The 21,508-nt window shown below is 63.1% G+C and carries 15 protein-coding genes; 10 read left to right on the forward strand and 5 right to left on the reverse strand.

Going from position 1 to position 21,508, the window contains the following annotated elements; genetic code table 11:
• The first annotated feature begins 184 nt into the window (after window positions 1-184).
• The 3 genes from JOE69_RS00145 to JOE69_RS00155 are packed head-to-tail and all read left to right on the forward strand — an operon-like array spanning window position 185 to window position 3,546.
• Window positions 185-1,738 (forward strand): circularly permuted type 2 ATP-grasp protein, encoded by a 1,554-nt coding sequence (locus JOE69_RS00145; protein ID WP_309795028.1) that lies wholly within the window; start codon window positions 185-187, stop codon window positions 1,736-1,738.
• Window positions 1,739-1,771: 33 nt separating this feature from the next.
• A complete protein-coding gene (locus JOE69_RS00150) occupies window positions 1,772-2,698 on the forward strand; it encodes an alpha-E domain-containing protein (protein WP_296361740.1) in 927 nt (308 codons plus the stop codon).
• On the forward strand, window positions 2,695-3,546 hold the full coding sequence (locus JOE69_RS00155) for a transglutaminase family protein (protein ID WP_296361741.1): 852 nt from the start codon (window positions 2,695-2,697) through the stop codon (window positions 3,544-3,546). Before JOE69_RS00150 ends, JOE69_RS00155 begins: the two co-directional genes overlap by 4 nt.
• An 18-nt stretch (window positions 3,547-3,564) precedes the next feature.
• On the opposite strand, the gene JOE69_RS00160 is transcribed toward JOE69_RS00155, so the two are convergent.
• Together JOE69_RS00160 and glgC are read right to left on the reverse strand one after the other, a co-directional pair.
• Window positions 3,565-5,040: an SDR family NAD(P)-dependent oxidoreductase gene (locus JOE69_RS00160; protein WP_374709733.1), complete on the reverse strand. Its 1,476-nt coding sequence runs from the start codon at window positions 5,038-5,040 to the stop codon at window positions 3,565-3,567.
• A 111-nt stretch (window positions 5,041-5,151) separates the two neighbouring features.
• Window positions 5,152-6,390 carry a glucose-1-phosphate adenylyltransferase gene (gene glgC / locus JOE69_RS00165; protein ID WP_309795029.1) on the reverse strand — a complete coding sequence of 413 codons (1,239 nt, stop codon included), beginning with the start codon at window positions 6,388-6,390 and terminating at the stop codon, window positions 5,152-5,154.
• A gap of 116 nt (window positions 6,391-6,506) precedes the next feature.
• On the opposite strand from glgC, the gene glgA reads away from it, so the two are divergent.
• Complete coding sequence (gene glgA, locus JOE69_RS00170; RefSeq protein ID WP_309795031.1) at window positions 6,507-7,706, forward strand: glycogen synthase; 1,200 nt, start codon at window positions 6,507-6,509, stop codon at window positions 7,704-7,706.
• A 48-nt stretch (window positions 7,707-7,754) separates the two neighbouring features.
• Here glgA and gad read toward each other — a convergent pair whose 3' ends face one another.
• From gad to JOE69_RS00185, 3 genes are all read right to left on the reverse strand, one after another.
• Entirely contained in the window at window positions 7,755-9,143 is a 1,389-nt protein-coding gene (gene gad, locus JOE69_RS00175) for a glutamate decarboxylase (RefSeq protein ID WP_309795033.1), read from the reverse strand.
• Between the two features lie 204 nt (window positions 9,144-9,347).
• A complete protein-coding gene (locus tag JOE69_RS00180; protein ID WP_309795035.1) occupies window positions 9,348-11,435 on the reverse strand; it encodes an acyl-CoA dehydrogenase family protein in 2,088 nt (695 codons plus the stop codon).
• Complete coding sequence (locus JOE69_RS00185) at window positions 11,432-12,112, reverse strand: TetR/AcrR family transcriptional regulator (RefSeq protein ID WP_296362101.1); 681 nt, start codon at window positions 12,110-12,112, stop codon at window positions 11,432-11,434. Before JOE69_RS00185 ends, JOE69_RS00180 begins: the two co-directional genes overlap by 4 nt.
• 109 nt (window positions 12,113-12,221) lie before the next feature.
• On the opposite strand from JOE69_RS00185, the gene JOE69_RS00190 reads away from it, so the two are divergent.
• From JOE69_RS00190 to JOE69_RS00215, 6 genes are all read left to right on the forward strand, one after another.
• Window positions 12,222-13,673, forward strand: a complete 1,452-nt coding sequence (locus JOE69_RS00190; protein WP_309795037.1) for an acetyl-CoA C-acetyltransferase — start codon at window positions 12,222-12,224, stop codon at window positions 13,671-13,673.
• Window positions 13,674-13,675: 2 nt separating this feature from the next.
• Window positions 13,676-15,028 carry a 3-oxoacyl-ACP reductase gene (locus JOE69_RS00195; RefSeq protein ID WP_309795039.1) on the forward strand — a complete coding sequence of 451 codons (1,353 nt, stop codon included), beginning with the start codon at window positions 13,676-13,678 and terminating at the stop codon, window positions 15,026-15,028.
• Window positions 15,028-15,918 (forward strand): MaoC/PaaZ C-terminal domain-containing protein, encoded by an 891-nt coding sequence (locus JOE69_RS00200; RefSeq protein WP_309795041.1) that lies wholly within the window; start codon window positions 15,028-15,030, stop codon window positions 15,916-15,918. Before JOE69_RS00195 ends, JOE69_RS00200 begins: the two co-directional genes overlap by 1 nt.
• Window positions 15,919-15,976: 58 nt before the next feature.
• Window positions 15,977-17,209 (forward strand): kynureninase, encoded by a 1,233-nt coding sequence (locus JOE69_RS00205; protein WP_309795043.1) that lies wholly within the window; start codon window positions 15,977-15,979, stop codon window positions 17,207-17,209.
• A gap of 728 nt (window positions 17,210-17,937) precedes the next feature.
• Complete coding sequence (locus JOE69_RS00210; RefSeq protein WP_309795045.1) at window positions 17,938-20,949, forward strand: RHS repeat-associated core domain-containing protein; 3,012 nt, start codon at window positions 17,938-17,940, stop codon at window positions 20,947-20,949.
• 8 nt (window positions 20,950-20,957) lie between these two features.
• Window positions 20,958-21,188, forward strand: a complete 231-nt coding sequence (locus tag JOE69_RS00215; protein ID WP_309795047.1) for a hypothetical protein — start codon at window positions 20,958-20,960, stop codon at window positions 21,186-21,188.
• Window positions 21,189-21,508 lie beyond the last annotated feature (320 nt).

A 21,508-nucleotide genomic window follows, 5' to 3' on the forward strand; every position in this document is an offset into this window, starting at 1 on the left:
CCCGGACATGCCGTGTTTCGGGAAACCGGCGCGTCGAGTAGCATGTGTCACTCCGGCGGAGGCGATGGCGGGTCATCGCGGAGGTGATCCAGCGAGGTTGCGATGTCGGGGCGAATTGATCGGGGAGGCCGGAATGGAAAGTGTCGATGCGGAGCTGGCCGGCAAAAGGTGGCAAGGTAATCCCATGTCAGCTGAGTTGTTCCAGGATTATGACGCAGGGATCGCGCGCAGCGGAGCCTACGACGAAATGTTCACTGCGCAATTGCAGCCCCGGGACTCCTACCGGCAGATCGGTGCGGCTCTCGACCAGCTGACGCTCTCCGACGTCAGTGCCCGGGCCGATTCGATGGCCCGGACCTTCTTGGACCGCGGGGTGACCTTCGACTACGCCGGGGAGGAACGTCCGTTCCCGCTGGACATCGTGCCCCGGGTGATCGCTGCCGATGAATGGACCGTCCTGGAACGCGGAGTAGCACAACGGGTGCGTACTCTGGAGGCCTTCCTGAATGACGTCTACGACAAGATGAATGTGGTCAACGACGGGGTCGTGCCGCGGTCTCTGATCACCTCAAGTGCGCATTTCCACCGGCAGGTCTCGGGATTCACGCCCTCCGGCGGCGTCCGGGTGCACGTCTCCGGGATCGATGTGATTCGGGATCAGGCCGGCGTCTTCCGGGTCTTGGAAGACAACGTCCGGGTGCCGAGCGGGGTTTCCTACGTGTTGGAGAACCGGCGGGCGATGGCCAAGGGATTGCCTGAAGCCTTCGGCCAACAGCGGATCCGCCCGGTGGAGGAATACCCCCGGCGGCTGCTTTCCGCGCTGCGCAAAACTGCCCCGCAGGGCGTGGATGATCCGACCGTGGTGGTGCTGACCCCCGGAGTGTTCAATTCCGCTTATTTCGAACACACCTTATTGGCCGGGCTGATGGGGGTGGAACTGGTCGAGGGCCGGGACTTGATCTGCCGCGGCAACCGGGTCTACATGCGGACCACCGCGGGGGACCAGCGCGTCGATGTGATCTACAAACGGATCGACGACGAATTCCTGGACCCGCTGCAGTTCCGCTCCGATTCGATGCTCGGTTGCCCGGGGCTGGTCAATGCCGCCCGCGCCGGCGGGGTGACGATTGCTAACGCGGTGGGCAACGGCGTGGCGGATGACAAGCTGGTGTATTCCTACCTGCCGGATCTGATCCGTTACTATCTGGGCGAAGAACCGGTCTTGGCCAATGTGGACACGTTCCGGCTCGAGGAGCCGGAAGCCCGGGAACAGGTGCTGGACCGGCTCGAAGAACTGGTGGTCAAGCCGGTGGACGGATCCGGTGGCAAGGGCCTGGTGATCGGCCCGGATGCGTCGAAGGCGGAACTGGACGCCTTGCGGGCCCGGGTGCTGGCCGATCCACGCGGCTGGATTGCACAGCCGGTGCTGCAGCTGTCCACGGTGCCGACCCTGTCCGGCGACCGCTTCGGCCCCCGGCACGTCGATTTGCGTCCGTTCGCAGTGAACGACGGCGACGACGTCTGGGTGCTGCCGGGCGGATTGACCCGGGTGGCCTTGAAGGAAGGATCCCTGATCGTCAACTCCTCGCAAGGCGGCGGCTCGAAGGACACTTGGGTATTGTCGGACTCGCCGGTGTTGCCCTTCGAACGGGTCGCGCGGCCATCGGTGACGATCCGGGAGCAGGTTTCGGTCTGGCCGATCGAATCGAACTGGCAGGATCGGCAGTCGGACCAATGAGGCTCCATCGATCGCACTACGGAAGGGGAATCCATGCTCAGCCGGATTGCTGAATCACTGTTCTGGATCGGCCGGTACGTCGAGCGGGCCGACGGAACTGCCCGGATCCTCGACGTGCACTTGGAACGACTCAACCATTTGCCGCTCGACGAGCAGCAAAGCGTGGCCCAGGAACTGCTCTCAGTCATGGGCGTGCGGGCATCCGGCGAGGATTTCGGCCTGAACGAACTGCTCCACGCGCTGGCCTATGACCGGCAGAGTGCGACCTCGATTTCCGGATCGCTGGGCGCGGCCCGGGAGAATGCGCGGCGGGCCCGGGAAACGGTATCGTCGAGTCTCTGGGAAAGCCTCAACACGACGTATTACGGGCTCAATCAGCACCGCAAAGACGTGGTCGGCACTTATCGGTTCTGCAACTGGGTCCTGGAACGCACCGCGATGGTGCGCGGCCTGGCGGACACCACGGTCAGCCACGACGAGTCCTGGCAGTTCTTGGTTCTGGGACGTTCCCTGGAGCGGGCGGATATGACTGCCCGGATGCTTTCCACCCGGGACGTGCTGTCGGCCGGGATGTCCTGGGTGAACATGTTGCGCTGCGCCGGAGCTTACGAGTCCTTCCTGCGTACCCGCAAGGCGGCGTTCAGCGACGAGCACGCCGCGGAATTCCTGTTGTTGGACCGGCTGTTCCCACGTTCCATCGTGTACGCCCTGCGCGATGCGGACGAATGCCTGACCACGCTCGACCCTTCGGCGCAACGCGTGGGTTTCATCAACGATGCCCGCCGGATCGTCGGCCAGGCTCGGACCTTCCTGGAGTTCCACCGGACCGACGATCTGATGAGCGAATTGCCCGAACACATGGAGCGGGTGCAGAAAGCGGTATCCCAAGCTTCGGATGCGATATCCCGGAAGTATTTCAATCAGGCGGCAGAGCTCGCCTGGGTGGGGGAGGTTTCATGAGCCGGTTGCGGATCGAGCACACCACACGCTACGAGTACCACAAGCGGGTGACACTCTCCTACAACGAAGCGAGGATGACTCCGGTGACCGATCCGCAGCAGGTGGTTTTGGAATCGGTGCTCAAAATCTCGCCGAGCTTCGCTGCGGTCAGCTCCTACCGCGACTACTGGGGCAGCCGGGTCACCGCTTTCGACATGCAGGCCCCGCACGAGCGGCTGGAGGTCACTGCGGCGAGTACGGTGGAGGTCTACCGGGCCGAGCGGGTGGCCAACGACGACGACGTGTTGAGCTGGGCGGAACTGCGCTCGCCGAAAACCGCCGAAGCATTCAGCGACTGGCTGCCGCAGACGCCGCTGAGCACGCCGGGCAGCGACGTCGAGTCGTTGGTGCGGGAAGCAACCGCGGGACTGGACCCGAACCGTGCCGCGATGACCGTGTTCGAGTGGATGCGCAGCGAAATGGAATACGTCAAGGGGATCACCGGAGTGCACACCAGCGCCGCGGAAGCCTGGCTGGAACGCAAAGGAGTCTGCCAGGACCTGGCGCACGTGGGCATCGGAGCACTGCGTTCGCTCGGCATCCCGACGCGTTATGTTTCGGGTTACATCCATCCCAAGGCGGACGCCGACATGGGCCAGATGGTCGCCGGCCAATCGCATGCCTGGCTGGAATGGTGGGACGGCGAATGGCGTTCCTGGGACCCGACCAACCATAAGCCGGCGGGCGATCTGCACGCTTCGGTGGCACGCGGCCGGGATTACCGGGACGTGCCGCCGCTGAAGGGAATTCTCTCCGGCGGCGGCGGATCGGTGCTGGATGTGCGGGTGGAGATCACCCAGCTGGTCTAGCGCTTCACCATGGGTGTTTCACCAGGGACTGGGCTTGAAATCCTTGAGGAAGCTGCCGTGCAGATCGGTACCGGCTTCGCCCATCACGATCGGATCGTAGACCCGCGCTGCGCCGTCGACCAGATCCAGCGGGGCGTGGAATCCCTCTTCGGCAAGCCGGACCTTGGTGTAATGCGGCCGTTCGTCGGTGATCCACCCGGTGTCCACTGCGGACATCAGGATCCCGTCGGTATCCAGCATCTCCTGCGAACTGGTCCGGGTCATCATGTTCAGTGCGGCCTTGGCCATGTTCGTGTGCGGATGGCCGGGACCCTTGTACGCCCGGGAGAACTGGCCTTCCATCGCGGAGACGTTCACGATGTACTTCCGACGCGCAGTGGAGCGGCGCATCGCCGGGCGGAGCCGGGAAACCAGGAGGAAAGGCGCGGTGACGTTGCACAGTTGCACCTCCAGCATCTCCAACGGATCCACCTGGTCGACCACCTGGGTCCAGGAGTTGATCGTGGCCAGGTCCGGAACCAGGCCGCCGGCATCGATCGCGGTGCCGGCTTCGATCCGGTCCAAGGTGGCCGAGCCGGTGGACAAAGCCAATGAGGTGATCGCATCGGCGGCGAGCACCGGATGTTCGTTGACCGAGCTGGCCAGAGCGAGCGGATGCTTGTCATGGGCGTGGCCGAACGTGAGGATCCGGGGCATCTTTCCGGCCAGGTCGTCGGGCAACGGTTCGTTTTCCGCCTCGACCAGCGGCTGGTAGGCACCGGGGCTGCGCCGCACCGTCTGCGCGGCGTTGTTGATGATGATGTCGAGCGGGCCGGCTTCGTTGAGCGAATCGGTCAACGCCATCACCTGCGCCGGATCACGCAGGTCGATGCCGACGATCTCCAGCCGGTGCAGCCAATCCGCGGAATCCTCCATTGCGGCGAAGCGCCGCGCCGCGTCCTGCGGGAACCTGGTGGTGATCGTGGTGTGCGCGCCGTCGCGCAGCAGCCGCAACGCGATGTACATGCCGATTTTGGCCCGGCCGCCGGTGAGCAGGGCGCGCCGTCCAGTCAGATCGGTCCGGGCATCGCGCTTGGCGTGGTTGAAGGCCGCGCATTCCGGACAGAGCTGGTGGTAGAAATAGTCCACCTGGGTGTACGGCTGCTTGCAGATGTAGCACGGGCGCGGCCGGATCAAGGTGCCGGCGATCTCCCCGGTCGCCGAGGATTGCAGCTTGTTGCCCCGGGTCTCGTCGTCGATCCGGTCCGGTGCCGCAGTCGCGGTCAAGGCGATCACGGCTTGGTCTGCGGCGTTGACCGCATCCCGTTTGCTGGTGCGCCGGTAGCGCTTGACCGCTTTGAACATCTTGCCGGTTGCCCGGCGTACTGCGACGTATCGCGGGTCCTCCTCATCCAGGAGATGCACCGCGCCGAGCACGCGCACCGCGGCTTCGATCTGTTCTGCGGTCAACTGTTCTGCGGTCAACTGTTCTGCGGCCAACTGGTCCGCGGGCAACTGGGCCGCAGCGCTTGCGTCGGCGTCGGAAGCCGGGTCTTGATCAGGATTGCTCACCGGGCAATTTTACCGGGTTTTCCGGCGGCTCCGGTGCGGCGCCGGAGTCGCCGCTCAGGCCGGGATCTCCTGGCCCTTGGCCAGTACGGTGATCCCGGAGGGGGTGACCGTGAACCCCCGGGCGGCATCGAGCGCCGGGTCGACGCCGACGCTCGCCCCGGCCGGAACCCGCACGTTCTTGTCCAGGATCGCCCGGTGCACCACGGCGCCCGGCCCGATCGAGACCTTGTCCATGAGCACCGAGTCGGTGACCGTGGCGCCGTCGGCGACGTAGACGTCGTGCCCGAGCACGCTGCCGGAGACCCGGCCGCCGGAGATCACCACGCCATTGGCCACAATCGAATCCTCCGCGGTGCCCGCCGCGCTGTTGCTGCGGACCAGCTTCGCCGGAGGCGAGATCGACTGCCGGGTATAGATCGGCCATTCGAGGTTGTACAAGTTGAACACCGGCAGTGGCGAAATCAGGTCCATCTGGGCGTCGTAGTAGGAATCGATGGTTCCGACGTCGCGCCAGTAGTACCGGTCGCGGCTGGTGGCTCCCGGGATGTCATTGTGGTTGAAGTCGTAGACCCCGGCCTCGCCGCGGGCCACCAGATAGGGGATGATGTCGCCGCCCATATCGTGTTTGGTGTCGAGCTGTTCGGCGTCGTGCCGGAGGGCTTCGAGCAAGGCGTCGGTGTCGAAGACGTAGTTGCCCATCGAGGCCAGGAACTGGCCCGGATCCTCGGCCAAACCGGGAGTCTGCGCGGGCTTCTCCACGAAGGCCGCGATTTTGCTCGGGTCTGCCGGATCGGTTTCGATCACCCCGAACGACGGTGCAAGTTCCAGCGGCTGCCGGACGCCGGCCACGGTCACCGAGTTTCCGGAGGCCAGGTGAGCTTCGACCATATCGGCGAAATCCATCCGGTACACATGGTCCGCGCCGACCACCACGACGATGTCCGGTTGGGCGTCATGGATCAGGTTGAGCGATTGGTAGATCGCATTGGCGCTGCCCAGGAACCAGCTTTTGCCGACCCGTTGCTGCGCCGGCACCGAGGCGATGTAATTGCCCAGCTGGGTGGACATCCGCCAGGTTTCCGAGATGTGCCGGTCGAGCGAATGCGATTTGTACTGGGTCAGCACCACGATCTGCCGATAGCCCGAGTTGACCAGATTGGACAGCGCGAAGTCGATCAGCCGGTAACCCCCGGCGAAGGGCACCGCGGGTTTCGCCCGATCCGCCGTCAACGGCATCAGCCGGTTTCCCTCGCCGCCAGCCAGCACGATAGCCAGAACTTTCGTTATCGCCATGACAGATCCCCTTCGCCGTCGATATGGAGTTAATTCGGCTGGCCGCGGTGCGAGCCGGTTCCACGCCGAACACCTTCACACTAGAACACCCGGAGCCCATGCACTACCGTATGAGCGTGCGCATCGATATTGTGACCAAAGAATTCCCGCCCGAAATCTACGGCGGAGCGGGTGTGCACGTCGCCGAGCTGTCCCGGGTGCTCGCCGGCTCCGTGGAGTTGCAGGTGCACGCCTTCGGCGCGCCACGGGACGTCGAGTTCCACGGTGCTTCGGTGCACTCGTATCCGGTGCCGGAGGAATTGGCGGAGGCCAACCCGGCAGTCCAGACCCTGGGCGTGGATTTGGCGATGCTCTCCGAAATCGCCGGTGCGGATCTGGTGCACTCGCACACCTGGTACGCCAATCTGGCCGGGCATCTCGCGGCCATGCTGCACGGCATCCCGCATGTGCTCAGCGCGCATTCGCTGGAGCCGTTGCGGCCGTGGAAGGCAGAACAGCTCGGCGGGGGATATGCGGTGTCCAGCTGGGTGGAGCGGACGGCCTACGAGTCCGCGGCCGCGATCATCGCGGTGTCCGCCGGGATGCGCCGGGACATCCTCGAATGCTATCCGGGAGTCGACCCGGGCCGGGTCAAAGTGGTGCACAACGGCATCGACGTGGCGCGTTGGCAGCCTGCGGAAAACCCCGAAGCGGTCCGTGCCTTGGGCATCGATCCGGATCGGCCCAGCGTGGTCTGGGTGGGCCGGGTGACCCGGCAGAAGGGAGTGTCCTACCTGCTCCGGGCTGCGGCTTTACTGCCGGAACGGGTCCAGGTGGTGCTTTGCGCCGGAGCTGCCGACACCCCGGAACTCGCGGCGGAGGTGGCCGCCCTGATTGCGGAGCTCAAGTCGGCCAGGGGCGCAGACGGCGTGGTGCTGATCGAACGGATGCTGCCTCGGGACGAATTGATCCAAGTGCTCTCCAGCGCCACGGTTTTCGCCTGCCCGTCGATTTACGAGCCCCTGGGCATCGTCAATTTGGAGGCGATGGCCTGTGGCGCGGCGGTGGTGGCCAGTGCCGTCGGCGGAATCCCGGAAGTGGTCGACGACGGTGTCACCGGCGTCCTGGTGCCGCTGGAACAAGCGGCCGACGGCAGCGGCAAACCGCAGGACGCCGAGCAGTTCGTCCGCGATTTCGCCGCTGCGCTGACCTCGGTGCTGGAGGATCCGCAACGCGCCGAGGCGATGGGCCAGGCCGGGATCCGCCGGGTGCAAGAACACTTCTCCTGGGAATCGATCGCGGAACAGACGCTCGAGGTCTATCGCTCAGTTCTCTGATCGAACCAGTGCTCTGCTCGAACCGGTACGCTGACCGGCCGGGCGCGCTCAGTGGTGGTAACCGGGCGTCGGCTGCGGGTCGGGGAGCGGTGCGGAGAGTGATTCCAGGTATGCGACCTGCTCGCGGAAGTCTTCCAGGAAGTCCATTGCGAGGTCTTTGCTGAATCCGCTGCGCACCACGATCCGCTGCACGGTGATCTCGGTGAGATCCGCGGGCATGGGGTAGGTGGGAACCTGCCAGCCGGACATCCTGAGCCGGTCCGAGAGCTGGTGCAAATCCCAGTGCCGCTCGTGGCCCGACCGCAACCGCCAGGCGAAGACCGGGATGTCCGAGCCGTCATTCCAGAGTTCGAAGGGCTCGAGCTTGCCGATTTCCCGGGAGAGGAACAAGGCGATGTCCCGGGACGCGCCCTGCACCGCGCGGAATCCGTCGAAGCCGAGCCGGAGGAATTGGTAGTACTGCAGCAATACCTGGGCTCCCGGCCGGGAGAAATTGAGCGCGAAGGTTGGCATGTCGCCGCCCAGATAGCTGACCCGGAAAATCAAGTCCTCCGGCAAAAGCTCCGCCGAACGCCAGACCACCCAGCCCACGCCCGGGTAGACCAGGCCGTATTTGTGCCCGGAGGTGTTGATCGAAGCGACCCGGGGCACCCGGAAATCCCATTCGAGTTCGGGTTGCAGGAAGGGGGCGACCATCGCGCCGGAGGCTCCGTCCACATGGATCGAGAGATCCAGCCCGGTGTTCTTGTGGATCTTGTCGAGGGCCTGCGAAATCTGCAAGACGGGTTCGTACATGCCGGTGTAGGTGACGCCCATGATCGCCACCACGCCGATCGTGTTCTCGTCCACGTAGTCGGCCAGATCGTGTCCGTCGAGCACCCGGTGGTCTTCCGAGATCGGCACGTAACGGGCTTCCACGTCCCAGTAATTGCAAAACTTCTCCCAGCAGACCTGCACTGCCGAGCTGAGCACCAGGTTCGGTTTGTCGGTCGGCAATCCATGCCGGCGCCGGGTGTGCTGCCAACGCCGCTTGAGCGCCAGACCACCGAGCATACAGGCCTCCGAAGAGCCGATCGTCGAGGTGCCGATCGAGCGGGCCGGGTCCGGGGCATGCCACAAATCGGCCAAGATCCGCCAACAACGGTTTTCGATCGCCGCGGTGTGCGGGTACTCGTCCTTGTCGATCATGTTCTTGTCCGCTGATTCGAGATAGAGCCGATTCGCTTCCGGATCCATCCAGGTGCCGACGAACGTCGCCAGGTTCAACCGGGAGTTGCCGTCCAGCATCGCCTGGTCATGCACGATCTGGTAGGCGGTCTCCGGCAACGACTCTTCCTTGCGCAGGGTGAACCGGGGGAACTCGGTCCGTTCGCCGGGCCGGGTGAAGATCGGATTCAGCGCGAGTCCTTCATGGTCCCGGGGGTCTTGGTTGTGCATGGGCGGTTTCCTTTCCACGACGGTGCTGCATCCGGGCAGCCATTGGCGGTCGATGCCAGCCTATGGCCTGGGGCTTTCGATTTGCCAAGAATCTGCCGCCGCGCTCTGTCCCCGGTCCGATCGGTCCGGCACCTGGAGAGGGCAAAGTGCAGCGCTGCCCCGCTTCCGGTGCCGGAAACGGGGCAGCGCTGCAGTTGACCGGGGTTATTTCTTGTTCTTGGCCGCTTGCTTCTGCTTCAGCAACAGGATCTTTTCGTCGATCGGCGCGGAGCCGCTGGCGCGCTGGGCCCGGAAATAGTCAGCCGCTTCTTCCTGCCGGATTTGTTCCGCGCCGGAAGCAATCGGCGCCCGCAAATGCTCCTGGGTGTATCCGAAGGCGTCCACCAGATCCACCGCGTGCGGCCGGATTTTGGCCAACAACCGGTTGATGTAGTCGCCCACGGTGCGGCCGCGCTGCATCGAGATCCGGCCGTTCATCAAGTACCAGGACAGGTGCTTTTCGATCAGACCGAGACCGAAAAGGTCGCGCAGCCAGGTCAGCACCTCTTTGGTTTTCGGGTCTTCGATCGACTTCAAGCCCTCGGTGAAGGCTTCCCATTGCAGCAACTCGGCATGCGCCCGGGCAGCTTCCACCAACTCGTGCTGGTGCTGGTTGAAGATTTCCGCGCCTTTGCTGCGCGGAAGCTTCGCCGCTTCCTGGAGTGCTCCGCCGACGTCGGCGACCATGCCTTGGACGCGTTCGCTCAGCAACGCCCGCTGGGTTTCCTCGTCACGCAGCGCCATGGCCGAGCGCTGCACCGAACCGGTGTCCGCGACGAACTGGGCGACTTGCCGCAGCCCGGTCTTGTTGATCGCCAGATCCGCGGCCTGGTTGAAGGCGTAGCGCGCCATCACGCCGAAGTCGACGTTCTTGAATTCCTTGGCGTAATCGGTGAGCAGCCGCTTGGCGACGAGCTGCAGCAAGATCGTATTGTCGCCTTCGAAGGTCACGTAGATGTCCAAATCCGCGCGCAACGAGGTGAACCGGTTTTCCACCAGGAACCCGGCTCCGCCGCAGGCTTCCCGGCATTCCTGGAGCGTGTCCAGCGCGTGCCAGGTGGAAAGCGACTTGAATCCCGCGGCAAGCGTCTCTAGGTCTTCGCGGTCCTCATCGGTGTCGTGTGCTCCGGAGAAGACGCCGTCGAACTTCTGCAGCAGCTGCTCGTGCGCGAAGCTCGCCGCATAGGTGGTGGCCAGCAGCGGCAGCAACCGGCGTTGATGGCGTTGGTAGTCCAGCAGCACGTCTTCTTCGATGTCCGAGCTGGCGTTGAACTGACGCCGCTGCGCGGCATAGGTGATGGCGATCTGCAGCGCGACCTTGGACGCGGCCACCGCGGCGCCGTCGAGCGAGACCCGGCCCTGCACCAAGGTGCCGATCATGGTGAAGAAGCGCCGTCCCGGGCTGGCGATCGAGGACGTGTACTCGCCGTTCTCATCCACGTTGCCGTAACGGTTGAGCAGATTGGTCCGTGGCACGCGGACGTGGTCGAAGTGCAACCGGCCGTTGTCGATGCCGTTGAGGCCGCCTTTGATTCCATCGTCCTCACCGCCGACCCCGGGCATGAACTGGTGGGTCACCGGGTCGCGCAACTGGACGTAGAAGGCATGGACGCCGTGGCTGACGCCTTTGGTGATCAACTGGGCGAAGACCACCGCAGCCAGGCCGTCGATGGCGGCATTGCCGATGTAGTCCTTCCAGGCCGCCCGGAACGGCGTGTTGATCACGAACTCATCGGTGGCCTCGTCGTAGGTGGCGGTGGTGGCGATGGATGCCACATCCGAGCCGTGCCCGGTCTCGGTCATCGCGAAGCAGCCGGGGACTTCCAGGCTCATGATTCCCGGCAGCCATTTGTCCTGGTGCTCGGTGCTGCCCAGGTGCATGACCGCGGAGCCGAAGAGGCCCCACTGCACACCGGCTTTGATCTGCACCGAAGGATCGGCGGTGACCATTTCTTCGAAGCCGGCCACATTGCCGCCGTGGTCCTCGTCGCCGCCGAGCCGCTTCGGGAAGGCCCGGTGCACGGCCTTGAAGTCGACCAGCAATTTGAGCTGGTTGAACGCGCGTTCGCGCTGTTCGGTATGGGTCAGGCCCTCCACCTTGTGCGCCCGGGTGTCTGCGGCCAGCTCCCGGGCGAGTTTGCGGATGTCCGCCCATTTGCCGAGCAGCAGCTCGCCGAGCTCGGCCGTGTCGATGTGTCCGTCCGGGTCCCCGTTGGAACCGGTGAGGGCTTCGCGAGAGGTAGTTTCGGTCATCGTGTTCCTCTTTTTTCGGGTGCGGTTAGTTCTGAACTTATTCCGTTGAAAAGCCATCTGGTGATGTTTTGCGCCATGGTTTCGGCATCGGGACGGGTGCTCGGATCGCTGGTGAGCCACAGCTCGCCCGCAGTGCGGACCATGCCGATGGCTGCGGTCGGCCAATAGAGCGCCAATGCAGTGTCCGCGCGGCCCAGGTGTTCGCCCAGGGGACTGGACACCATGGAGATGATTGCGTCGAAAAAATTGCCGAGCGCGCCGGTGGCATGGGTGATGTCCTGGGTGAACATCGATTCTCCGGTGAGGCTCTGCGTTGCGAACACGTAGACGTTCGGCGACGTCTGCGCCATGGTCAGGTACGCCGAGACCATGCTGTTCAAACCCTGCTCCGGGGTTTTCGCGGTCTGCCCCGCGGCCAGGACCTTTTCCTGCATCCGCCGGATCACCATCTCGCCGAGCGCCTGCTGCAAACCGGCCTTGTCGCCGAAATAGCGATAGAACACTGATTTGGATGTTCCGGCGGCGGCGGCGACATCGTCCATCGAGGCGTCCGGGCCGAGTTTGTGAATCGCCAGCCGGGCAGCCTTGATCAGCTCACGGCGTCGTTGTTCACGATGCGTGGCCCAACGGGCAGACCGCCCATCGACGGCTTCGGCGCCGCCGTCCATGTGCACCATCCCTGCGGTATTCACGATACCCAGCGTATCAGGTACGCTAGGTATCGGTAACCTCTTGCGGGAAGACACCCGCACCGAATGGAAATCCGCTGGGAAACAGGAGCAACGCATGGCCGCCACATCGAGCAACACCCCGCGCAACCGCAGCACCGCGACGTCCACCGCTGCCAATACCGCAGCCAAAGCTGCCGCGCCGAAGGCGGCGGTTCAGCCCAAGGCGGCGGAACAGTCTTTGGCCGCCAAACACCACACCGCACGCGACGCCGTCGTGATCGGCGGCAACCGGATTCCGTTTGCCCGGACCGGTGGCGCTTACACCTATGTCTCGAACCAGGACATGCTGACCGCGGCCCTGGACGGCCTGGTGGCGCGTTTCGGCCTGCAGGACGAACGGATCGGCGAAGTCGCCGCCGGTGCAGTGCTCAAGCACGCACGCGATTTCAATCTCGCGCGTGAAGCGGTCCTGGGTTCGGCGCTTTCCCCGGAGACGCCGGCCTACGATTTGCAGCAGGCCTGTGCCACCGGCCTGGAGGCCGTGCTGGGCCTGGCGAACAAAATCAAGCTCGGCCAGATCGACTCGGCGATCGCCGGTGGCGTGGATTCCGCCTCGGATGCGCCGATCGCGGTCAGCGAGGGCCTGCGCCGGATCCTGCTGGACCTCAACCGGGCCAAGACCACCGGCCAGAAGCTCAAGCTGCTCAGCAAGATCCGGGTCAAAGACCTCACACCGAATGCGCCGAATACCGGCGAGCCGCGGACCGGTTTGTCGATGGGCGAGCACCAGGCGATCACCACCGCGCAGTGGAAGATCTCCCGGCAGGCGCAGGACGAACTCGCCCTGGCCAGCCACCAGAACCTCGCGGCAGCCTATGACCGCGGCTTCTTCGACGATCTGGTGACTTCCTACAAGGGCCTGGCCAAAGACTCGAACCTGCGCGGTGACACCTCGCTGGAGAAACTCGGCAAGCTTTCGCCGGTGTTCGGCAAGCGGTTGAGCACCCCGGCGACCATGACCGCGGGCAACTCGACCCCGCTCACCGACGGTGCTTCCACGGTGCTGCTCGGCAGCGAAGAGTGGGCGAAGCGCAAGGACCTGCCGATGCTGGCCCGGGTGATCGACGGCGAAGCCGCCGCGGTCGACTTCGTGCACGGCAAGGACGGCCTGCTGATGGCGCCGGCGTTCGCAGTGCCGCGCCTGCTGGCCCGCAATGGGCTGACGCTGGCGGACTTCGATTTCTACGAGATCCATGAAGCCTTCGCCGGAACTGTGCTGAGCACCTTGGCCGCTTGGGAGGATCCGGAGTTCGGCCGGGAGCGCTTGGGCTTGGACGGCGCGTTCGGCTCGATCGACCGCAGCAAGCTCAATGTCAATGGATCCTCGTTGGCGGCCGGGCACCCCTTCGCCGCCACCGGTGGCCGGATCGTCGCTTCGCTGTCGAAACTGCTGCATGAAACCGGGCTGGTGGGCGGGCGCCCGGCGCGCGGTCTGGTTTCGGTCTGCGCGGCCGGCGGCTTGGGCGTCGTGGCGATCCTCGAAGCCTATGTCCCGGAGGCGAAGTAACCGTGGCTCGAATCAAGGCCGATAAGTACACCGAGTTCGTCTCCGCCGGCTTCGGCAAGGATCTGGCCAAGCGTTTGGGCTTGCCGCAGCCGGCGATCCTGCGCCGCTTCGACCCGGCGGCTCCGTTGCTCACCGGGCCGGTGCTCGTGGTCGGCAAGGGTTCCGGCGCGGACGCGCTGGCCCAAGCGCTGTTGGATTGGCAGCTCGACGTGCGGCGTACCGCGACACCGAAACAGAAGCTCGGCGGCATCATCCTGGTGCTCGATGAGATCAGCGATCCCACGGAGCTCTCCGAGCCGGTGCGCACGGTCGGCGCTTCGCTGCGCGATTTGGCCGCCAATGCCCGGGTACTGACGATTTCACGGCCCTCCTCGGCCGCGCAGGATCCGGCTCTGGCCGCGGCCCGGCACGGCGTTGACGGTTTCCTGCGTTCGCTCGCAAAAGAGTTGCGGGCCGGCGGAACCGCCAACGGCATCCTGCTCGAAGACGGGGTCCCGACGACGGCACCGAGCGCCTTGGGCGCACTGCGGTTCTTCCTGTCCGGGCGTTCGGCCTTCGTCGACGGCCAGTTCGTCACGGTTTCCTCGGAGAAAGGCGAGCTGCCCGCGGACTGGGCCCGGCCGCTGGCCGGGAAAGTCGCAGTGGTCACCGGGGCCGCTCGCGGCATCGGCGCGGCGATCGCCCGGACCCTGGCCCGCGACGGAGCCGAGGTCATCGTCGTCGACGTGCCGGCTGCGGGCGATCATCTGGCCGCAGTGGCCAATCAGGTCCGCGGAACCGCAGTGCAACTGGACATCACCCGGGACGACGCCGCGGAACGGCTGCTCGCGCACGCCGCAGAACGCTACGGCCGCTTGGACATCGTGGTGCACAATGCCGGGATCACCAGGGACCGGCTGCTGGCGAACATGGATCCGGGCCGTTGGGAATCGGTGATGGCGGTGAACATCGCCTCGCAGTTGCGGATGAACCGGGCACTGTTGGCCTCGGACCTGTTCCAGAACCGTCCGCATATCGTTTCGGTGGCCTCGACCAGCGGCATCGCCGGCAATCGCGGACAGACCAATTACGCAGCGTCGAAAGCCGGTGTGATCGGCATGGTGCGGGCAACCGCTCCGTTGCTCGACGGCGTCGACGGCACCATCAATGCGGTGGCGCCGGGCTTCATCGTCACCGAAATGACCGCGAAGATCCCGTTTGCCACCCGTGAAGTGGCCCGTCGGCTCAATTCCCTGCTCCAAGGCGGCCTGCCGGAAGACGTGGCGGAGACCATTGCGTTCTTCGCCAGTGAATCTGCCGGCGGGATCAGCGGCAATGTGCTCCGGGTCTGCGGCCAGAACATGGTGGGGCAGTGATGGCCGCCGTGGTGGACTTGCCGGGGTCGCCGTCGTTGGGCGGTCTGTACGCCGCCGCGCTCAAGGACCAGGCGCTGGGCGCTTTGGGGCTGGCGAAGCGTTCGAAGACTTTCCCGGAGACCGAGTTCCGGGTCTCCGGGGTTCGCCCGGATTCAGTCAAGCTGGGCGAATTCAACCGTTTGATGCACGGTGCCGGACGGGATAGCGTTCCGGCCGGCTTCGTGCACATCATGAGTTTCCCGATTTCGGTGGCGCTGATGGGCAGCACTGGATTCCCGGTGCCTTTGCTGGGTTTGGTGCACTTGGACAACAAGGTGCAGCAGCACCGCCGGATCGATCCGGGCGAATTGCTCGACTTCCGGATCAAGGTGCAGAATCCGGCCGGTCACCGCGCCGGAACGCAATTCGAGATCTCGGCACAGGCCCGGGCCGCCGGTAGCGATGAGCTTTTGTGGCAAGGGCTTTCCACCTACCTGGCCAGGGGAGCCAAGCTCGGCTTGCCGATGGCGCCGGATCACCGTGAGCCGTTCAATGCGCCGGATGCCAATGCGTTGTGGCCGCTGGCCGCGGATCTGGGCCGCCGTTACGGGGCGGTGTCCGGCGATATCAATCCGATTCACACGAGCAAGCTCGGTGCCAAAGCGCTCGGCCTGAAAACCACGATCGTGCACGGCATGTACCTGGCGTCCCGGGCGCTGACCGCCGCGCTGCCGGCCGGCGTCGAGGCCTATCGCTGGGACGTGGAGTTCGCCACCCCGACCTTCATTCCGGGCTCGGTGGCGGTGCGTTTCGAGACTGAATCCGAGCCGGCTTGGCAGGGCACCGATTACCTGGGCTGGAATCCGCGCAGCGGCAAGATCAATTTCAGCGGTTCGATCAAACCACTGTGATTTGCCCCTGGTGATCCGGCTCTGACTCCCGGACGGCTGCACCGCATATGCTGAGCAGATGAGCACCGACCTTAGCTTCGAAGCAGCCGAACAACTCGACCTGGACGATCCGTTGCAGCAGCACCGCGATGCCTTCATCGGCAGCGATGATCCGGCGCTGGTCGCGTATCTGGACGGCAATTCGCTGGGCCGGCCGTTGCGGGCCAGTGCGGAGCGCGTCGGCAGCTTCATCGCCGAGCAGTGGGGCGGCCGGTTGATCCGCGGTTGGGATGAGAACTGGCTGGGCTTGCCGGCCAAGATCGGCGACGATTTGGGCCGGATCATGCTCGGGGCCGCAGCCGGGCAGTGCACGATCGGCGACTCGACCACGGTCCTGCTGTACAAACTGTGCCGTGCTGCAGTGGCGGCTCGGCCCGGGCGGAACGAGATCGTGATCGATACCGACAACTTTCCGACCGACCGGTACATCGTGCAGGGGATTGCCGCCGAATGCGGCTTGACCCTGCGTTGGATCCGGCCCGCTTACGACGGCGGGGTAACCGCTGAAGACTTGGCTGCAGTGATCGGCGAACAGACCGCCTTAGTGCTGCTCAGCCAGATCGCCTACCGGTCGGGGTATCTCGCGGACATGGCAGGGTTGACCTCGATCGCGCATGAGCATGGCGCGCTGATCCTGTGGGATCTGTGCCACTCCGCGGGCGTGCTGCCGGTGGAACTGGATGCCAGCGGAGCGGATCTGGCGGTGGGCTGCAGCTACAAATACCTCAATGGCGGTCCTGGTGCGCCGGCTTTCTGCTACGTCCGGTCCGAGCATCTGGAAACCCTGAAACAACCGATCCAGGGTTGGCTCGGCAGCGTGGACCCGTTCCAGATGGGGCCGGATTACCGCCCGGCTGCCGGGATCCGCGGATTCACCTCGGGCACCCCGCCGATTTTGGGCATGACCGCGCTGCGGGACATGGTCGAGCTGATCGATGCGGTGGGCATCGACGCGGTCCGGGCGAAATCGGTCGCACTGACCGACTACGCGGTGGCCTTGTACGACGGCGTGCTCGCTCCGCTGGGCGTCGAGCTGGCGTCGCCGCGGGATCCGGCCCGGCGCGGTGGCCATGTGACCATCGACCACCCGGCGTTCCGCACAGTGACTGAGCAGCTATGGGAACAAGGAATTATTCCGGATTTCCGCAACCCGGATGGCATCCGATTGGGCTTGTCCCCGTTGTCCACGAGTTTCACCGAGCTGTGGATCGGCGTGGATGCCATCCGGGCCGCGCTGGGCACTAATCGATAGAGGAATCGGCAACGAAAACTCGTCGGTGGGGTTCTCACAACTTTAATCTATTTTTTGGATTATAGGGTTTCGATACTGAAATTTTGTTGTTAGGCTGCTGAATATTGATTGCAGGGCACCACGCTGCTGCGACTTTGCCTACTTGTTGGGGGAACTTCCGCGATGGCTGGTTTTTGGTTTCGTTCGGTGGCAGTGGTTGTTGGTTCGGCGGTGTGTCTGACCGCTTTGGCCGGCACAGCAGGAGCGGCGGATCTTCCACCTGCGCCGCCGCAGGTGGAGTATCCCGAGCCGAGCGTGTGGGAGGCCCCGTCTGAGGTTAATCGGACTCCGGTTGGCGGAGCGCCGTCGGGCGTTTGGGCTGAGACGCCGGCGCAAGGCGCGGCGACCTTGGAAGAACGCCCGGCTCCTTTATCCCGGCAGGCGCAGTCGGCTCCTTTGCGGGAGGCAGCCGCCGCTCCGGCAGCTAGTTCGCAATTGGGGGTCTTGCCGTATTACGCCCTGCATCAGATTCAGCTGACCAAAGGACTGACCGCCGCGGTGAATATGGCGACGGGCAATCTGGTTTTGGCGCATCAGAACTTGGCGATGAACGCCCCGGGCGTCGCTCCTCAGTTTTCCGAGGTCTACAACAGAACAGCCTGGACACCGTCCCCGGATCGTTGGGCGGCAACTGGCGGGGCTCCTACGGCCAGGACATCGGCGTTGCCTATAGTGCGGATCGGAATCAGGTGACGTTCCGTGATACCTCCGGGTTCAACCAGGTCTTCACCAAGAACGCTGATGGATCTTGGAAGTCGCCGGTCGGGTTGAAAGCCACATTGGCCACTCCGGCGGACGGGACGATGCAGGTCACCTATAACAGCTCCGGTCAGAAACTGACGTTCTCGCCAGGTGGATTCATCGTCTCTGATGTCGATCGAAACGGTATCGGCACCACCTACGCTTACACCGGCACTCAGCTGGCTTCGATCACTGATGCTGCTGGAAGAGTTTCGACGGTGACCAAGACCGGGGCTGAGACTACCGTGAAACTGCCGGACAGTCGGGTGGTCTATTACAAACGCGATGATGCCGGACGACTGATTCAAACCGGAGTAAAATCTAATCCGGCACCGGCAACCAAGCTCGCGATCTCTAACGAATTCAGTTATGGCAGCAACGGCAAAGTTGCCTCTGCGACTTTGAACCGGGCCAACTCGTCCTATGGAACAGTCGGCGGAGTGAAGGTCACCTACAACTTCGCATACGACGAGGCCGGCAGGGCAGCATCCGTGACGCTGCGTTCTGAAGGTGCGGACCAGAACGCACCCAAGGTATATGCCGAGCGAGTCACGAAATTCGCATACAACGATACGAACACGGTGGTGACGGATCCGGCCGGGAAGAATTCCACGGTCAATCTCGATGCCCAGGGTCGGCAAATTTCTTCGGTGGATCAATTGGGTCGGACGAGATCCCAGGACTGGACGGCGAATAGTGATATCCAATCGGTGACTTCGGGTTCGGCTACCGGTGGGCCAGCTGGAGACGTGACCAAGTACGAATACGATTCGCTGGGCAATCAGTCCGGTGTTTCCTTGCCGACCGGCGCCGCAGCCTCAGCCGCTTATGCACAGAACGCTGATTGCAACAACGGTGGCTCTGGCAACGCTTACCAGGTCAAGTGCGCCACCGATGCGCAGTCGAACAAATCGACATTCGCCTACGACGGACAGAACAACATGATCTCCGCCAAAGACGAGACAACCGGCGGGCAGAAATTCCAGATCACCAGGGAAAAAGCCGACCGCAGCGTGTCCGGGGCCTTCGCCGGTATGACATGCTCCTCCACTGATGCAAACGGCAAGGTCACCACATTCGGCTACAACACGAACGGTGATTTGACCAAAGTAACCCCACCTGCGCCCTTGAAGCCAACAACGTATACGTATGACTCAGTGAGTAGGCCGAAAACAGTCACCGATCCGCGCGGCACGAAAGTCACGTACAACTACAACGCCACCGATGCGCTTTTTTATACAAACCAGCCCTCAGCTGACGGAAACACTGCCAATGCATCTTTGGGGTTTGACGGGTTGGACCTCGATTCGTCCAATAGGTACAACTACTCCGATAGCACTTATCCCAGTCCGACCGGCCGGGGAGCCACGGAGCAACGGTTCACGAGGTTCAATATTTTCGGGGATCCGCAAGGCCCGCGGATCTACCGTTACAACAGCCAACCGGATTTGGATAAGTCGGCAACCCCAGACGCGAATGGCAATCTCGCCGATTTTTGGGGCAACTATGGCGAGGGTGGATACGACTACCTTGGCGGGTATGGTCGGGATGCGGCGAATCAACTGACCAATGCGGGAACAGCCTCGTCCCGGAGCTGCACGGCGGCGAGCCCTGCTCCTGCGGGATCGGATTGCATTGCTTACGAGTACAACAGCGCCGGGTCAGTGACCAGCCAGGTTTTCCCGGGTGGCGCGAAGAAGACCACAACTTATGACATCTCCCAGCGTCCCACGCGGAGCACCGTCAAGGACGCGACCGGCGCGGTGGTTTACGACGTCGGCTATGTTTTCAAAGACGTCGCAGGCACTGATCGTGGACTGTTGCAGACCAAAACCTCTTATGTCGAAGAAGGCGTCGCTGCTGGCGCGGTATCGACCTATGCCTATGATTCGAAGAACCAACTCATCAATGCCACCGAGCAGACCGGGGCAACGGTGAGTGCCTCGTGGGCTTATGAATACGATCCTGCGGGCAATCGAATCAAGACTGTCACCACGGGTGCCTCCGGTTCGCCGGCGGAGACCAAAACATATTCTTTCAACGACGCGAACCAGATCACCGCTTCCTCAGCCAAGCCTTCGGGTTGGATCTATGACGAGGCCGGGAACATGACCGCGAATCCGGAAAGCAGCACCCAGTTCGCTTGCAACACTCGAAACGGCGCCCGGAACATTACCAAAAATGGGACTGAAACGAAGTACCAGTACATGGGCCAGGGAAACACCAACCGAGGCGAGAACGGGACGGTGAAGGAATACCAGACCCAGCTCGGTTTGGAGATGACCGTGGACGGGAACGAGAAGACAACCTATTTTCGGGATCCGAACGGGAACATTCTCTCTAAAAATACCGGAAGCACGCGTATCTACTACGTCACCGACGCTCAAGGTTCAGTCATCGCCCTGTTGGACAGCGCTGGCAAAAAGGTCGGCGGCTACTCATACGACCCCTACGGAGTAGGCCGTACGGTCACACCGGGTGCGGCAGAAACCAACACGCTTCGCTACATCGGAGGGATCTACGACAGCGCAACCGGACTCTATAAACTCGGCGCCCGCTACTACGACCCGGCCCTGGGTCGCTTCACCCAACAAGACCCCTCCGGGCAAGAAGCCAACCCCTACACCTACGCGGTCAACAATCCGATCAACAACTCAGACCCCAGCGGGTTGCTGACGGCAGGTAGTGCCGTAGGCTTCGGTATCGGATTTGCGTTTACCGCAGTCATCACTGGAGCCTTTTGTGCCGCTACTCTAGGTGGTTGCGGTTTTGTTGCTGCTGCCGCTATCGGCGCAGTAGCGGGCGGAGTCGGAGGATTTACCGGTGGCGCTGTAGCAGCAAAAATTGATGGAGGAGATGTGAGAACTGGAGCCTTTACCGGAGGACTATTTGGAGCCTATACTGGCGGATTAGGCCGATCTGGATCTTTCCTCGATGGAATTTCTGCACTATTTTCTTAGGATATAAATTGATTAAAAAGCCCGCAACAATTGCCTTCTTAGCTGCCGGAATTGCGGCCACGGTTTTGATCGGATTATTTTTTGGGTGGGAGAAGTCTCTTTACGCGATCGTTGGCGTAGGAGTTGGCCTCGGTGCTTTTGTTGGAATTTCTGCAGGAAATCGAAGTGCGAAAAAAACTGACGAGTATAGAGAAAATTTGATTCGTAAAAAATCTCCAGATCGAAATAATGATGCTTAACTGATTTATCGTCTAAATTAAATACAATTAGTCTCGGATGCCAACGTGAGAAAAATGTCCAACAAAAGGTTTACACTCGCGTTCTTTGCATAACAAAGTCAACTGATGTCCACGATTCGGATGACAAACAGTCAGAGTAGATGAGCTGTGGTTGGCTATTTCATGAAGAATTCGGCAACGGTGCGATTAAATTCTGTCCGGGTTACAACCGCTCTACCAAAGAGCAGTAACACAAGAACGATGTACTCAGCGGCATGACCGGACTACTTACGACTGAAGAACTTGTCCGGAGGCTGCAGCTCGGCGGTGCTGATGGCTTC

It is taken from the genome of Arthrobacter russicus, assembly GCF_031454135.1.
Lineage (GTDB): Bacteria > Actinomycetota > Actinomycetes > Actinomycetales > Micrococcaceae > Renibacterium > Renibacterium russicum.